Origin of the sequence: Cobetia amphilecti (assembly GCF_020217465.1) — a bacterium.
In the GTDB taxonomy this organism is placed as follows: Bacteria; Pseudomonadota; Gammaproteobacteria; order Pseudomonadales; family Halomonadaceae; genus Cobetia; species Cobetia amphilecti.
Window position 1 is genome coordinate 2,449,910 of sequence record NZ_CP084115.1, and the last position, 15,604, is coordinate 2,465,513.

The 15,604-nt window shown below is 59.9% G+C and carries 16 protein-coding genes; 10 read left to right on the forward strand and 6 right to left on the reverse strand.

Going from position 1 to position 15,604, the window contains the following annotated elements; translation table 11 throughout:
* Nucleotides 1–309 precede the first annotated feature (309 nt).
* The 6 genes from LCW13_RS10435 (at nt 310) to LCW13_RS10460 (ending at nt 5,406) form a co-directional block, all read left to right on the forward strand.
* Nucleotides 310–1,056 carry a ribonuclease activity regulator RraA gene (locus tag LCW13_RS10435; RefSeq protein ID WP_225346803.1) on the forward strand — a complete coding sequence of 249 codons (747 nt, stop codon included), beginning with the start codon at nt 310–312 and terminating at the stop codon, nt 1,054–1,056.
* 129 nt (nt 1,057–1,185) lie between these two features.
* Nucleotides 1,186–1,443 carry a hypothetical protein gene (locus LCW13_RS10440; protein ID WP_225346804.1) on the forward strand — a complete coding sequence of 86 codons (258 nt, stop codon included), beginning with the start codon at nt 1,186–1,188 and terminating at the stop codon, nt 1,441–1,443.
* 24 nt (nt 1,444–1,467) lie between these two features.
* Nucleotides 1,468–2,256 carry a Bug family tripartite tricarboxylate transporter substrate binding protein gene (locus LCW13_RS10445; protein ID WP_225348146.1) on the forward strand — a complete coding sequence of 263 codons (789 nt, stop codon included), beginning with the start codon at nt 1,468–1,470 and terminating at the stop codon, nt 2,254–2,256.
* A gap of 112 nt (nt 2,257–2,368) precedes the next feature.
* Nucleotides 2,369–2,914 (forward strand): tripartite tricarboxylate transporter TctB family protein, encoded by a 546-nt coding sequence (locus LCW13_RS10450; RefSeq protein WP_225346805.1) that lies wholly within the window; start codon nt 2,369–2,371, stop codon nt 2,912–2,914.
* A gap of 3 nt (nt 2,915–2,917) precedes the next feature.
* Nucleotides 2,918–4,480: a tripartite tricarboxylate transporter permease gene (locus tag LCW13_RS10455; protein WP_225346806.1), complete on the forward strand. Its 1,563-nt coding sequence runs from the start codon at nt 2,918–2,920 to the stop codon at nt 4,478–4,480.
* Between the two features lie 335 nt (nt 4,481–4,815).
* Nucleotides 4,816–5,406: a YdgH/BhsA/McbA family protein gene (locus LCW13_RS10460; protein WP_225346807.1), complete on the forward strand. Its 591-nt coding sequence runs from the start codon at nt 4,816–4,818 to the stop codon at nt 5,404–5,406.
* Nucleotides 5,407–5,556: 150 nt separating this feature from the next.
* Here LCW13_RS10460 and LCW13_RS10465 read toward each other — a convergent pair whose 3' ends face one another.
* The gene (locus LCW13_RS10465; RefSeq protein ID WP_225346808.1) at nt 5,557–6,810 is read right to left on the reverse strand and encodes an FAD-dependent oxidoreductase; all 1,254 of its coding nucleotides are present in this window, start codon (nt 6,808–6,810) and stop codon (nt 5,557–5,559) included.
* Nucleotides 6,811–6,890: 80 nt separating this feature from the next.
* A complete protein-coding gene (locus LCW13_RS10470; RefSeq protein ID WP_225346809.1) occupies nt 6,891–7,325 on the reverse strand; it encodes a MarR family winged helix-turn-helix transcriptional regulator in 435 nt (144 codons plus the stop codon).
* Nucleotides 7,326–7,725: 400 nt separating this feature from the next.
* Here LCW13_RS10470 and LCW13_RS10475 point away from each other — a divergent pair, with 400 nt between their 5' ends.
* Nucleotides 7,726–9,591, forward strand: coding sequence for a TonB-dependent receptor domain-containing protein (locus tag LCW13_RS10475; protein WP_225346810.1), 1,866 nt, complete (start codon nt 7,726–7,728; stop codon nt 9,589–9,591).
* A 110-nt stretch (nt 9,592–9,701) separates the two neighbouring features.
* Here the strand turns inward: LCW13_RS10475 and LCW13_RS10480 are convergent, their stop codons facing one another.
* Both LCW13_RS10480 and LCW13_RS10485 read right to left on the reverse strand, forming a co-directional pair.
* Nucleotides 9,702–10,451 carry a siderophore-interacting protein gene (locus LCW13_RS10480; protein WP_225346811.1) on the reverse strand — a complete coding sequence of 250 codons (750 nt, stop codon included), beginning with the start codon at nt 10,449–10,451 and terminating at the stop codon, nt 9,702–9,704.
* Nucleotides 10,444–10,890, reverse strand: coding sequence for a MarR family winged helix-turn-helix transcriptional regulator (locus LCW13_RS10485; protein ID WP_225346812.1), 447 nt, complete (start codon nt 10,888–10,890; stop codon nt 10,444–10,446). The genes LCW13_RS10480 and LCW13_RS10485 overlap by 8 nt, the downstream gene beginning before the upstream one ends.
* 276 nt (nt 10,891–11,166) lie before the next feature.
* Here LCW13_RS10485 and LCW13_RS10490 point away from each other — a divergent pair, with 276 nt between their 5' ends.
* The 3 genes from LCW13_RS10490 (at nt 11,167) to LCW13_RS10500 (ending at nt 13,974) form a co-directional block, all read left to right on the forward strand.
* Nucleotides 11,167–11,841: an HAD family hydrolase gene (locus LCW13_RS10490; protein WP_225346813.1), complete on the forward strand. Its 675-nt coding sequence runs from the start codon at nt 11,167–11,169 to the stop codon at nt 11,839–11,841.
* Between the two features lie 298 nt (nt 11,842–12,139).
* Nucleotides 12,140–13,228 (forward strand): SDR family oxidoreductase, encoded by a 1,089-nt coding sequence (locus LCW13_RS10495; RefSeq protein ID WP_225346814.1) that lies wholly within the window; start codon nt 12,140–12,142, stop codon nt 13,226–13,228.
* Between the two features lie 98 nt (nt 13,229–13,326).
* A complete protein-coding gene (locus tag LCW13_RS10500; protein WP_225346815.1) occupies nt 13,327–13,974 on the forward strand; it encodes a fibrobacter succinogenes major paralogous domain-containing protein in 648 nt (215 codons plus the stop codon).
* A 330-nt stretch (nt 13,975–14,304) separates the two neighbouring features.
* On the opposite strand, the gene LCW13_RS10505 is transcribed toward LCW13_RS10500, so the two are convergent.
* Entirely contained in the window at nt 14,305–14,649 is a 345-nt protein-coding gene (locus tag LCW13_RS10505; RefSeq protein WP_225346816.1) for a hypothetical protein, read from the reverse strand.
* A 219-nt stretch (nt 14,650–14,868) separates the two neighbouring features.
* Nucleotides 14,869–15,459 (reverse strand): ankyrin repeat domain-containing protein, encoded by a 591-nt coding sequence (locus LCW13_RS10510; RefSeq protein WP_225346817.1) that lies wholly within the window; start codon nt 15,457–15,459, stop codon nt 14,869–14,871.
* Between the last annotated feature and the right edge of the window lie 145 nt (nt 15,460–15,604).

Genomic DNA, 15,604 nt, shown 5'->3' on the forward strand with positions numbered 1-15,604 from the left:
CTGACAAAAGTCGCAACAAGAACAGTGATATACAGAAAAAACAATACAAAAAATCACGAGAGGTGCTAGACAGATTTTCCTGTCGAGACGTCAATACCCTGTCGATATCTGGCTCTGAAGACACGATTCATGACGCTCGATACTAGACTTATTGCTCATCAAAAGTTGTCAATATTTGTTTGATCAGTCCTCTCTTCCCCCCTATAGTGAGTCTCGAAAGCACATCAGACTCACGTGTCGACTGATCACTTGGGCCAGGCACGTTGCCGAGAGCCGAGACTCCTTACCTATACTGACGACGGACGCCATATGACTGCCATTACCTCCACAGAGCATCCCAGCTACGCCGAGCTCTCCTCCGTGACCCGCGAGCGTTTGATGCGCGCCTCCACCGCCTCCCTACACACCCTGCTGTTCAAGCGCGGTCTGCGGAACACCTTCATCCAGAACGTGGTGCAGTTGAACAACAGGACCACCCAGATGGTGGGCCAGGCCTTCACGCTGCGTTACATCCCGGCGCGGGAAGACATCGATACCGTCGCCGCCTTCCGCGACCCCAAGCACCCGCAGCGCCTGGCAGTGGAAACCGTCCCGGCAGGTCACGTGATGGTGTCTGACTGCCGCCAGGATGCCTCGGCCGCCAGCGCCGGCAGCATTCTGCTGACGCGTCTGGAGTATCGTCAATGCGCGGGCTTCGTCTCCGATGCCGGCATTCGTGATTCAGGTGCGGCCGCCGAGATGAACCTGCCGATCTTCTGCGCCAAGCCGAGCGCGCCGACCAACCTGACCAAGCATCATGCAGTGGAGCTGCAGGTGCCGATCGGTTGCGGTGGCGTGCCGGTCTTCCCGGGCGATGTGCTGGTCGGCGATGCCGATGGTGTCATGGTCGTGCCGCTGGAACTGGCCGACGAGATCGCCGAGGAAGCTAGCCAGATGGAAGATTTCGAGGATTACGTGCTGGAAAAGGTACGCAACGGCACGCCGGTGATCGGTCTGTATCCGCCAACCGACGAAGCACGTGCAGAATTCGAACGCTACATGGCCGCCAAGCAGTAACCGGCTCGCCAGCCGCCGTCTTGTCCACGGCGGCCACGGACGACAGACCACGCCGACCTGTCGTCCGCCATCCCTCCTGCCTCAATGCGCCTCGAGTGACCACAACCATAACAACACTGGAGTCATGCCATGACCCATCTGAATAGCCGTCTCAACAGCCGTCAGGCCAACGTGAATGCTAGCTCTAATGCCAGTCAGCAATCCCGCGCAGACCGCAAGCGCTGCAGTCGTCCACTGCTGGCCTTGCTCGCCCCGCTGGCCCTGTCCGGCATGGTGGCGGCCTCGCCCTTCGTCAGCAGCGGCGTGCAGGCCGACTATCCCGTGCGAGACATTCGCCTGATCGTGCCATGGCCGGCCGGCGGTGGTGCCGACGCCATCAGTCGCTAGATCAGCAACCTTGCCGAGCAGGACCTGCCGAAATCGATCTACGTCGAGAACATCGGTGGCGCCATCACCGCTACCGGCCTGATGCAGCTCAGCAAGGCGCGTCCGGACGGCCATACCGTCGGCGTGATGACCTATGACAGCATCATCACCCTGCCACGCGGCAATCTGGTGCCCGGCTATTCACTGGACCGGATGATCCCCTTCGCCCGCATTACCAAGGAAGCGGATGCCATCGTGGTCTCCAAGCAGTCCGGTTACGAGAATTATGAGCAACTGATCGAGGCCGCACGCGCAAACCCCGGCACCGTGAGGATCGGTGTCGCTCCTAAAGGCTCGGGCCCCTATCTGGCGGTGCGCCGCCTGGAAGCGGCAGCGGGCGTCGAGTTCAATGTCATCAGCTATCCTGGCTCTTCCACCGCCGAAGCCGAGGCTCTGCTCTCCGGTGAGATCGACGGCGCCATCTCGAGCCTAGGAGACTTCTCCGGCATTCTGGATTCCGGCGACGCCCACGGCCTCGTCGAGTTCTCCTCCGAGCAGAATCCGGCCTACCCGGAAGTACCGCCGATGAGCGAACTGGGCGGCAATCTCGAGACCGGCAGCTTCATCGTGCTGGCCGTGCCCAAGGGCACCCCGGAGGATGTGGTCAGCACCCTGGAAAGCGCCTACCACAGCGCCTACGAGACACCAGAATTCCAGAAGTGGATCACGGGGGTCGGCGTCACGCCCAGCTGGCTGGGGGCCGATGAGGTCAATGCCTGGATCGAGGATTATCAACAGAAGACCTTCACTGCCATGGATGAACTCGGTCTGTGAATGCGCTGGCATGGGCGTCTCTCTAGCGCCCCTGCCATCTGCCCATCACTGACCTATCTCATCTCCATCGTCACGCGGCGTCTGACGACAGGCGCCGCCAAGGAATTCTGTCATGTCTTCATCCGCTTCCCCTACCCGACGCCACTGGTTGATCAGTGGTGCAACCCCGCTGACGCTGGCCATGACCGCCATCAGCGCGCTCTATCTGATCAGTGCTTTCCAGATGACGCCGCCACTGGACAATGGCCGCCTGACGGCCTCGTTCTTCCCCGCCCTCATTGGAATCATCGCCCTGGTGCTCTGCGTGGCTCAGCTGGTCAGCCAGCACCGTGCCAGCCGCGGCGTTGCAGCGGATGACGCCAAGGAGTCTTCCACGACGGACGGCGATGCAAGCGCAGCGCTGTTCTCACCAGCGCTGCGCCTGATGCTGGTGACCGCGCTCTATATCCTGGCGTTCTCGCACCTGGGTTACCTGCTTTCGTCAGCACTCTATGTCTTCGTCGTGATGCTGCTGTTCGCGGGGCGCGACAAGTGGGTCAGCAAGGCAGTGATCGCCTGCGCCATCTCCGCGCTGGGCTATGGGCTCTTCGAGCAACTATTCAACGTCCATCTCCCTGCGCTGGATCTCTCAGCGCTCGGACTGGGCAACGGGGGCTGATCCATGGAATTCATCGCTCAGGTATTTTCCAGCTTCGCGCTGCTGCTTGACCCCGTGATCCTGTTCTACGTGGTCGCCGGCTTCGTGATCGGCACCATCTTCTCGGCCATTCCGGGTCTGACCGCGACGCTGGCACTCGCCCTGCTGCTGCCTTTGACCTATAGCCTCGATGTCACCACCGCCCTGATGGCGTGTGCCAGCATCTACATGGCTGGCATGTGTGGCGGCAGCATCACGGCCACCACCATCAATATTCCCGGCGCGCCGTCGTCGATGATGACAGCGCTGGAAGGCTATCCCATGCAGCAGCGTGGCGAAGGCGCGCTGGCGCTGGGCCATGCCTCCTTCGGCTCGATGATCGGCGGCAGCCTCGGCGCGCTGCTGTTGATCGTGCTGGCCCCCTTCATCGCCGAGGCCTCACTGCTGGTCAAGACGACGGGCAAGTGCGCGCTGATCGCCTTCGCGCTGATCGTGATCGTGGTCGCCCAACGCGGCAACATCCGCAAGGCCAGCATCACTGCCTGCCTGGGCCTGATGCTCGCGACCGTCGGGCTGGACGCCATGCAGCCGCTGGCCCGCTTCACCTTCAGCATCAGTGAGCTGACCGCCGGGATCGATCTGATGCCGGTCATCATCGGCACCTTCGCCATCAGCGAGCTGTTGATCCAGGTCGGCAACCGCAAGAAGGACGCCGCCATCCGCCAGCAACTCAAGGCCAGCAAGCAGCTCAAGCGGCGTGATTTCATACCGCCGCTGAGCGCCATTCGCGAGATCGGCCTCGGCTGCTATCTGAAATCGACGTTGATCGGCTACATGGTCGGCACTCTACCTGGCGCAGGGGGCTCGATGGGTGGTTTTCTCGCCTACGTGGAAACCGTGCGCACCTCGAAGAAGCCGGAGAGCTTCGGCAAGGGCAACCCTCAAGGCATCGCCGCCGCCGAAAGCGCCAACAATGCCGTGTGCGGTGGCGCCCTGGTGCCGATGCTGACCTTCGGGATTCCGGGCGACCCGGTGACGGCCATCGTGCTGGGGGTGATGGTGATCAACGGCATCCAGCCGGGGCCGCAGCTGATGGCCTCGCAATTCGGACTGATCGCGCCGATGCTGGCCTCGCTGCTGTTCAGCGCGCTGAACCTGATTCCTCTCACGCTCTACCTGATGGGGCCGTACTTCCTGCGCATCGTCACGATCCGCAAGGACGTGCTCTATGGCGCCATCGCTCTGCTGGCCGTGGTCGGCAGCTTCGTGGCCACCTACTCCGTGTTCCATATGATGATGACGCTGGTGCTGGGCATCGTCGCCTACCTGATGCGCAAACATGATTATCCGGTGATCACGCTGCTGCTCGGCTTCATCCTCGGCCCCAATCTGGAAGAATTCCTGCGTCGCGCGCTGACGCTCTCCAACGGCAACCCGATGACCTTCATCACCACACCGGACAGCCTGTTCTTCGTCGTGCTGACGGTGGTCTTCGTCTACTTCCTCGGCATTCGCAAACCAGTGCAGTTGAAGCAGGCGGATCCGAAAACGCAGAGCCAGCCCTTGAAGGGACAGGTTGGAAAGTGACAACGTCATAGATTGCAATCACCGCTCGAGTCCTTACCAGACCCTATCTCGATGATTATTTGGCCCGACACCGTAAGGTATCGGGCTTTTTCGTATTCATTAGCCGCACCCAGATGTGCCAAAAGTGTTACTTGCCAATACCTCACAATGTTGGCACTTTATATTCGCAATCAAAAATCTAATACTCGCAGTTGATATATCAATAATGCGAGAACCCACTTCCGTTAGGCTTCGCAACGCTGGCCATCATGCCTCTGACAGGCTCGGATAGCAGCATTCAAGAGCCAGCAGTGCTGAAGTTGATCGGAGTCAATGGAAACGACAGGGAACGTCACATGAAGTCCTTTGCCAGCCTCGCCGCCCTCTTCCTGCTCTCTGGTTGTGCAGCCTTGCAGTCCACACCTCCCAGTTATGACAAGACACAGCACGCTTTTCTTTCACCGGGTTACCCCATCGAGCGGGTCAATCAACCCGAGGGCTTCAAGCTGGTAGGACAGGACAGTTCTGATTCTCGTGAAGGGTTCGCCAGTGCATCAACGGAGGGCAATGCACATGTCAGAAGAGAAGCTGTCGCCTGGAATACCGATGATGACAATACTGCTCTGATGATGGTGATTGCAGGGTCACTCGGGCACTCAGCACGTTATCTCGAATGGACAGACACGGATGGCTACCAGTTCGCGGATAATCAGAGAGTGCAATACAAGTTTGCTCAGGGGCGATTCGAAGACATGGTGAGTGAGTCCAGTCTTATCCCACGACTAGCGCCAGATTGCGCACAACGCATTACGCTCTCTGCCCACAACCATAACAAGAAGGTGACGGGCATCTATATTGAAGGCGTGACCTGCTACGACCTTCCATTGATCAACGATTATCACCGCGAACAACTTCGCCAGAAAGCTTTCCGCCTATTCGGGCTGTAACGAACCCCACGATAATCGCTTACAAATCTTGAAATACGAAACGCCCCCTCCACTACCGCAGCAGTAGGTGGGGCATTTCAGGTATCGCGGTATTAGCAGCCGATCACCACTACTGCCAACACATCACACTTCTAGGCCGGTACCCGACTATCAGGCGGGGGCAGAGCAGGCGTTGCGAGTAGCTGAGACATTGCAGACAGGCGCCGGGCGAATGGAGGCGGGGTCTGCCAGCGCGGCCACCGCGGATCTGACCTGCTGATAGCCGGTGCGCATCAGGAAGGTCGGCGCTCTGCCGTAACTCTTGATGCCGAGGATGAACAAGCCTGGCTCGGCATGCAGCAGCTCGGCCGCGCCGTGTTCCGGCACCGACCCACAGCTGTGCTGGTTGGGGTCGATCAGCGGCGCAAGCTTGATAGGGCTCTGCGTCGCGGGGTCCAACGAGACGCGCAATTCAGACAGCAGCTCCAGGGAGGGACGGAAGCCAGTGGCCGCGATGATGCGATCCACCGCTGGCAGCCGGTGTTCGCCACTCTGTACGACCCAACGCCCCGCTTGATGATCGATTGCCTCGACGGCAAGCCCGGTCACTACCTCGATCCGGCCTTCCTCGAGCAGCGCCTTGATGCGCAGCTCAAGCGCCTTGCGCTCCTCCAGCTCATCATTGGGCGCCGGGCGGATGACTTCATCGATATTGGCGCAGCGCACACCCCAGACGATTCGCATCCCCTCTTCGTGGTCTGCCAGCGCGATCAGGTCCTGCAGCGCATTCAGCGCCGAGTGGCCGCTGCCGATCACGAGTACCGACTTGCCGGCATACTCAGCCGCTTGTATGCCGCGAATGTCCGGCACGCCATAGGCGATGACTTCGGCCGCCGCTTGCTCACCGATGGCGGGAATCCCGTGCGCCCCGATCCAGTTGGGGGTCTGGTAGGTGCCGGAGGCATCGATCACCGCGCGGGCCAGCACATCGCGCGGACCGTCAGGGCCCTCGACGCGCAGCACGAAGGGCGCCTCATCGCGTCCGCCACTGCGCAGCACATCATGCTGTTGTCGACTGACATGGGTGACGCGGCTATCGACATGCAGCCGCGAGCTGATCGACGGGTGCGCGGCGAGCGGTGCGACATAGCGGTCAAGAAACTCTGCCCCGGTGGGATAGGCAGCGGCGTCCGGGGCGCGCCAACCCTGTTCCTGCAGCAACTCGGCCGCTAAAGCATCGATATTCCATGACCAGGGCGAGAACATGCGCACATGTCCCCAGCTGGCCAGGTTGGCGCCTGCGTGTGCGCCCGACTCGAAGAGAATCGGTTCCAACCCTGCCTGCAGCAGATGGACGGCGGCGCTCAGCCCTATCGGCCCGGCGCCGATGATGGCCACCGGCAGGCTTGTGATATCACGACTCATGGCATCTCTCGCAGCAATATGTTGTCAGTGACAACAAACCTAGTATCCCTTCACGCCAATGTCTACTCCCAGGCGCTCAATCAGTCACCCAGGCGCTGCCGCGCGGCAAGCGTCAGCTTGTTGAGCAGTGTCACTGCGCCCTCCACGACCTCCGGCGACAGGTCCTCGATCATTGAGGCCTCTTCCGCGACCAGCTCGGCGTGAATCTGCTGGTACAGCGCCCTGCCCTCCGGGGTCAGCGAGAGCTCAACGGCACGCCGGTCGTTGGGGTCCTCGATCTTGCGCACATAGTGCTTGCGGATCAGCGAGTCGGCGACCCGGCTTGTCGTGCTCTTGTCGAGGTACATCTCGTCCGCCAGCGCCTGCAGTCTCAGCGGTCCGCGCTTGACCAGCGTCTCCAGTGCATAGCATTGAGCGACGGAGACGTTGTGGTGGCAGATGCTTTCCCTGTCGCGAAACTGATGGACACGGATGAGCTGATTGACGGCTTCGTACAGTGCTTCTGCTTGATCCACTCTGGTGCCTCACGTGACGGTGATCAAAAAAGGGGGGCGTGGCTCGCCACGATAACCGAGCACGATAAAGAGCGCACCGATATCCGGCAGCCCTTATTCGGCAGCCTTTATACAGCAACCCTTATCCACCAACCCTATCGGCTTGCACGTGGCAATGCCTTGCGCGAGCAACTCAATCGCGGTCTTTCTCCCCGATACGACGCCAGAAAACCTTGCAGGCAAGAATTGTGCAAGAATCTTGCAACTCATTGTTGAGAACGATTAGCATTGCCAGTCGCAACATATAACTATTCAAAGCAAGGGATCTCACGTGCACCTCCGCCTCCATCCGCTTACCGCAGCCGTCCTTTCCGCCAGTGCGTTGACCCTGAGCCTCTCGGGCCACGCCTCGGCGGACGACATGTCCACCCTCGTCATCAGCGAAGACCGTCTCGAACAGAATGTCGTGATCAGCGCTGAAGAGATCGATCAGCGTCAGGCACGCGATCTGGAAGACCTGTTCCGCGCCGAACCGGGCGTCAGTGTCGGCGGTGGCATCGCCATCGGTCAGAAGGTCTATGTACGCGGTCTGGAAGACACCAATCTGAACGTCACCATCGATGGTGCACGTCAGGGCGGCTACCTCTTCCACCATACCGGCCGATTGACCATTGACCCCGCACTGCTCAAGCAGGCGGAAGTCGATAAAGGCCCGGCGACCGCCGATGATGGTCCGGGCGCGCTTGGCGGCAGCCTCCGCTTCGAGACCAAGGATGCGCAGGACCTGCTCAAGCCCGGTCAGGACCTGGGGGCACGCGTCTCCGTCGGCACCGAAAGTGCGGCGAATGCCACTTCCGGCACCACAGCGTTCTATGGTCGTCTGGGGGAGAATCTCGGCCTGATGAGCTATGTCAGCGGCCGCAACAGCGACGACTACGAAGTCGGCGGTGGCGGCGAGCAGGAACAGACCGCAGGGCAGCAGCGCGGCTACCTGCTCAAGATGTCACTGCTGGACGTCAATGATCAGGACCTGCGCATCAGTGCCGAGCGCACTACCGATCACGGCACCTATTTCACGCGTCCGCACATGCCAAGCTTCGGCAGTCAGCAGCCGACCTACCAGGAAATGGAGCGTGAGACCTTCACCATCAATCATGCCTGGCACCCGGGCAATGATCTGATCGACACCAAGACCACCCTCTACCACACCACTCAGGAACTGGATCGTGTCGAGGCGGGCAGCACCAGCCGCTCCAGCGAATTCGGCGCGGATGTTCGCAACACCTTCCGCCTCAAGACGGGTGATGTGGCACATGCGCTGACTACCGGCGTGGACTTCTATGATCAGGACACACGTCGCTCCGATGATGTAGGCAGCTCCGGCCCCAACAACGAAGACACGTCACGCAACCTGGGAGTCTACGCCCAGAACCGCATGACGCTGGGCCCGTGGACCCTGTCCGTTGGCGCGCGTCTGGATGATTACGACAGTGACTACGGCGAGGCGGGCAGCGTCAGTGGCAGCGAGGTCTCCCCCAACGCGATTCTGAGTGTCGATGCTACTGACAACCTCACCCTGCATGCCGGTTACGGCGAAGCCATTCGCGGGGCCAAGGCGCGGGAAGTGATTCTGATCGGCGATGAAGTCTCCATCGCACAGGGGCTGGAGCCGGAGAAGGCGCGTCAACGTGAAATCGGTCTGGATTGGCATCAGCGCAATGCCCTGATGGAGGGAGATCGTCTCGGCTTCGCACTGACCGGCTTCCATACCGATATCGAGAACTATCAGGCCTATGATCGCGGCAGTGATCCGGCGGTACTCTACAACCTGGATGGCGAAGTCGAGAGCCGTGGCTATGAAGCCAGCCTGAACTGGGGCGTGGGCGGTTACGACACACGCCTGGGCTACGCCAAGGTGGTGATGAAGAACAACGACGGCAACCCGCTGGGTGACGAGATGAACATCGGCGCCTCCACCGGCGACAAGTGGACCTGGGATCATCAGTACCACCTGCCGAACCACAACGTCACCCTGGGCTATACCCTGAACGCGGTGGAACGCTTGGAGCGTGTGGCAGAAGGCGACGAGGAAAAGCCGGGCTACGTGACGCACGACATCCGCGCCCAGTGGACACCCGCCTCCTATCAGGACCTGACCCTCACACTGGCGGTCAACAACGTGTTCGACAAGCGCTACAGCGACCACAGCAGCTACCTGCTCAGCAGTGGTGACAGCATGCTGGAGCCGGGCCGTGACGTCCGCCTGGGTGCCAGTTACAGCTTCTGATCCAGTCTCTGATGCTCGCGCGCCGTTGACTGACTCTATGCCCCACAGGCCTGGCCTGTGGGGCATTCTCATAGCTGGGAAGGGCAACTTCACATTTGAGGGCGCAGACTTCAGCTCGCCTCTTCCGTCAGGGCATCCTGTTGCTTGGCTAGCTTGTGTCCATCTTCTGATTGCCCGATCTTCCAGTAACTTGAGACATAGAAGTGGGACTTGGGGATGTCATGCACCTGCTTGAGATGAGCACGTAGCGCTCGCATGCTGCCGAATTCACAAGCCGCCCAGACAGCCACCTGGCCCTCCAGACTCGGCAAGGAAGCAACCTTGTCCAGCAACGGTCGGCCGCTCGGGTCCGGCTGCGCATTGACGACCCATTGCAGCTCGATACCTGCCGGATGCTCGAGTGCCTGGATATCGGCCTCGCTGGTCACCTCGATGACGGCGTGGCCGCGCGCGTCTGCCGGCAGCTCGGCCAGATTGACGCTGATCGCCGGCAAGGCTGTCATGTCACCCGCCAACAGGAACCAGTCGGCTTCCATGTTGATCAGCTTCTTTGGCCCCGGGCCGCCGATGGTGATGCGATCCCCCGGCTGGGCGCTGACGGCCCAGGCAGAAGCCGGGCCGGCGTGGTCGTGCAGCGCGAAATCGACATCGATCTCGGTCGCACGCTGATGACGAATGGTATAGGTGCGCATCATTGGGCGCTCGCCTTCCCCGCGCGGAAACACCAGTTTGATATAGGCGCTCTCCTGCCCCTCAGGGATGGAGCCGATATTCTCCCCGCCCAAGGTGACGCGCAGCATATGCTCCGTCACCGGGGTGGAACGAATCACTTCAAGCTCTCGCATTGCGGGCTTACCCATCTTGCGCACTCCTCTGGCAAACGCCTTCAAGTTGTTCAGCATCGCGTGCTTCACACTCGCCTGCATTGTGGATCATGGCAGATGCCATCTTCACGAATTCGGCGACCTCCGCATCGCTGAGGTCGCCCGCCATACGCTGAGCTGTCTCAGCTTCCAGGGCTTCAATCTCTTTGAGCATGTCGTGGCCCGCCTCGGTAGGGGCGAGAAACAGGCTGCGACGGTCCTGCGGATTTTCCGTCTTGACGATCAATCCCGCCGTCATCAATTCATTGAGCACCCGCGTCACGCGCGCCTTGTCCTGCCCCAGATGCTGCACGATCTTGTGCGCCGTGCACTCGGAGGTACGACCAATGCCCTTCAGCACCCGAATGTGCGTGACAGGCAGATCAATCTGGTAGCGCTGGATGCCCAGGCGAAGCTGCCTGCGATAGACATGCATCAGCTGATGCAGCACATCATTGAGTGATGCCTGACTCATGTGTCACTCACCATATGGTTGGTAAAGGTCAACTATATTGGCAGATGGTTGATACTGTCAACAAAATTATGATCGAGAAGTATTCTCTCCTTAATGCCGAAAATCTCATATGCCTATCACCCTTCTCTCCACTGCCAAGCGCGCTTTCGGCAACTCTTGCTGCGTGACATGGTGACAGCGAGCGGGAACCTGCTAAGGTCGAAGGCCACACATCCCTGACGCCCACGAGAGGCATCGATGGCTGAACTCTGCCTGCTGTTTGATTCCGATGGCACCCTGGTTGATAGCGAAATCCTCCTCGCCGAGGCCATGTCCAGCACCCTTCCCCGCTATGGTCTGCCGTTTACCAGCGACCGCTACATGAACGAGTTTCGCGGCATGCGCTTCATGAGCATCGTGCGCACGCTGGAGGCAGCCCATGGCGTTCTGGAAGAAGAGCCCACACGGCGCATGGAAGGCGAGATGCGCGCCCTGCTGGAAGAGTTGATGAAGGCACGCCTGACGGCGATGCCCGGCATGTCAGCCGCCTTGATGGAGCTTGAAGGCTACCCCTGTGGCGTGGTGTCCAACGGGCCTGAGCGCAAGGTGCGTCTGGCGCTCGATACCACACGCCTGGCGCGCTTCTTCGATGGCCATATCTACAGCGCCTATACCCTGGGCGTGTGGAAGCCGGACCCGCGCATCTATCGACTCGCAGCCGAGCAGATGGGCTTTTCGCCATCACATTGCGTGGTGATCGATGATGCCATCGTCGGGGTACAGGCAGGGCTGGATGCCGGTATGCAGGTCATCCACTTCGCCCATCACGACGACGGCCATGAAACGCCGCGTGGCGCACTTCGCATGTACCATGCGCGCGAGCTGCCGAGACTGGTCGCGCAGATTTCCCAGAGGCTTGCTGCGCAGTACTAGACGTCGTCGCGCCTTCTCCCTCAGTTCCCGCACCATGCCCCCCCCCCCGGCTCGTGAAACCCCGTCTCATGACATCCCGCAGTGAGAATCCCGCAGCGAGAATCCCGCCCCTGAGGCGGGATTTTTTATGCCTGGCGCACAAGACAGGCTGCTTGTGGTGTGACTCGCTTTGCCTGTCGCAGCCACCAGCACTCCCGATCGCGAATGCCGCAAGCCGCAAGCCGCTCTCTCCAACCGACACGAATAGGCAAGTTTTAGCGACTATAGTGCCTATATATCGCCTTCCTCGATACTTATAGTGTCTCTACCGCAAACACGCACCAGACACGCAAGGCTCGCAGGACACGACCGTACGCAAAGCCAGACGCAGCTCTCGTGCGCGCCCTTGACTTATCCCAAGCGCAACCGCCGCACACCTGCCATCAGGATCTTGACCATGACTCGCAACACCCCATTTGGCCTCAAGGGCTGGACCCCGGACAGAATCGGCTCGCTCGTCGGCAAGACCTATCTCATCACCGGCGCCAATAGCGGCGCGGGCTTTCAGGCGACGCGCATATTGCTGAGCAAGGGTGCCGCCGTCGTGATGCTGAATCGCAACCCGACCAGATCAGAGGCGGCCATCGCGGCGCTGCAAGAAGAGTTTGGCCCCGCGGCGAATGTCAGTCATATACGCATGGATCTGGCGGAGCTGGCCTGCGTGCGCAGCGCGGCCGCGGAAGTGCTGGAGAAGGTCCCGCAGATCGATGCCCTCATCTGCAATGGCGCCATCGCTCAGGTTTCCCGACAGCAACTCACCGTCGACGGTTTCGAAAGCCAGTTGGGCGTGAATCATTACGGGCATTTCCTGCTGTGCGGGCTGCTGTTCGAGCGTATCGATGCCTCCCACGGGCGGATCGTCGTGGTCTCCAGTGAAGGCCACAAGATGGGCCTGAAAACCATCCAGTTCGATGACATGAACTGGGAGCACAACTATCACCCGAACAAGGTCTATAGCCACAGCAAGCTGGCACAGATGATGTTCGCCTATGAATTGCAGGACAGGATTGAGGCGGGAGGTCGCCAGGTAAAAGTCTTTGTCTGCCATCCGGGAGCATCCAACACCTCACTGATTCGTGACAACGCCAATCTGGCGACTCGACTCAGCTGGGCAGTGATGGTGAAGATGGGAATGGCGCAGACGGCCGAGAAAGGCGCTTACCCGGAAGTCATGTGCGCCACCGAGGAGACTCTCAGGCAGCGGACCTACCATGGCCCGACGGGGCTGATGAATTTCGGCGGGCCGGTGGGCGAGTGTGAATTGGGGGCATTCGTTCTGGAGAAGAGCGTCATGACCCGGCTATGGCAAGTCTCGGAGAAGGCAACGCAGTTGAGCTGGTCGATTTGACCTTGAGCCGACCACCGACCTTCCCGCCTACCTTCTGGGAGGTGAACCCCATGAATGTATCACTGCTAGTGATAGGTCTTCTGATGATGATTCCGAACATGTCGTTTGCCAACAGCCTTTATGACGAGATCATCCAGCCGGAGACCTCGACTCAGGACAGGGAAGGCAATCTCTATCGCAGCGTGAAGATCGGTGATCAGACCTGGCTTGCCGACAACCTCAGAACGACTCGTTTTCAGGATGGCTCGCCCATCCGAACGGCATTCATTCCTGAGGATAATCCCGACAACCTGCTGTCATATGGCCGTCTGTATGACTGGTACGATGTCAGTGATGCACGCAATCTCTGCCCGGAGGGCTGGAGAGTAGCCTCGGATGAGGACTGGAAAGCGCTGGAACGCGCCATCGGGATTGCAGAAAAGGATATCGACTCGACGGGCTGGCGTGGCGATGACGATATCGCCATCACGCTCAAGGCGGCTCAGCCCGAATCCCTGTTGACGTCCTTCGATCAGGCGCGCATCAATCTCACCGGCTTTTCTGCCAGACCGGCGGGCGTGAAGTGGAAAGGCTGGTATATCACCCAGGGCGCCTACGCCGAATTCTGGACCCGCAGTGAGGCGACGCCGACCAAAGCGTTTGCCAGAACACTGGCCTACTCCTGGTGGAATCCGCATAAGGGCGAGATCCGCCGAGCGAGACTTGGCAAGAATGGCATGTTCTCGGTGAGATGCGTAAAGGACTGATCAGGGCACAACACTGGGGGTAATGGGAGGGGCACAGTCGGTAGTGATATAGGCGCGAGGAGCGCTTGAGCAAGGACTCTGATCCGCTGAGTCACGCCGATTGACGACATTCTGACGTCAGCGATTGAAAGCGTGATTCAACAAGAATCCTTGCTGAAGGGTTCCTGCCGGTTCCGGGAGCAAGATGACATCGTCATGGTCAAGCGTCTTTCCGCAAATGGCGGGCTTCACGTTATTGTGTCGTGCTGATCATTGCTGGCTGGCAGCTAGCGCTCAGAAAGACTCGACCATGATGTCACGCACACTCCATCCCGGAGGTGATATCGGCTGTCAGGCGCTCTCGCTCAAGGCATGTTCGATGCGGGTGGCGGGAACACTCTTGCCGGCATCATTCACGAAATCCGTCGCGTGATTATTGTCTTCAATGGTCCACTTGCGAGCATGTCCGCGGCTGCCTTCTTCACTCAAGGCATGCTGCACCCTGCCTGCCGCCACGCTCATGCCACTCTCCACATAAACTTGCATGCTGCGCTCGGCCGGCTGCGCCTGCCCCATGATACGGCTCTCGCTCAACGCCTCACGGACACGGGTGTCGCTTTCGCCATTGTCGGCAAATGCCGCGTTGCTCGCAGCACACAGCGCAGCTGTCACACACAGTACTTTCATGGCTTTCATGATGTCACTTCTCGTCTTTTGCGTTGGGTTGGGTTGGTTAGATCTGCAAGACTTGCGCTTTGCTGAACGCAAGATTGATAGATCGCAAGATTGATGGAACGTGAAATCGATAGAACGTCAGGTTGGTGGCGCCAAGGGCCTGTGAGCCAAGCGCGTTGTCAGCCAACAGATTCCCCGAACAGGCTTCACTTCACTGGCCACCCTTGACCACGCCTGACCTCACATATTGAACTTCACCAGCGTCACGATACGTGACAGGCCCTGGGCCGCCGCCAATGACTGCGCAGTATTGCCACGCGCATCCTGGATCGAGGGGTCCGCGCCTGCCTGCAGCAACAGCTTGATGATGTCTTCATTGCCGAACAGAGACGCCATCATCAGCGCCGTCTGGCCACTGTAATTGCGATGATTCACATCACAGTCGGTATTGGCGATCAGCCATCTGGCTGTCTCGTCAAAGCCGCGAAACGCCACGCCCATGAAAGCATTGCTGCCCTTCTCATCGAGTGCACAGGCGTCAGCACCGGCAGACTTCAGTAGCACCAGGGTGTCGGTATGCCCGTAGTAGGCCGCGAGAATGAAAGGGGTATAGCTGCGGGAATTGGTGACCGAGAGATCACCGCCCTGCTGAACATATTCACGGATCGCGGCATTGTCGCCATCGCGTGCGGCGTCAAAGATATCGATGTCGCCAGCCGCGACAGCCTGCCCCGCCATTACCATCATCAGCAGACTGGCCAACACCGCCAGCCATCTTCTGCCCAGGCCGTGTGGCTGCCCGATGGGGACTGTGGCTCGTATCGTTTGCATCTTGCGCTCCTCTCTCGTCTTTCGCTCGTGTTGAGCTCGTCTGGCGCATATGTTGCACTCGTGTGCCGGCCGGAAGAGGAGCGCAAGCTCCCCTGCCGGGTCAATCAGGTTCGGGACTGCCGGCAGCGGTTGAGCGCGATCACTT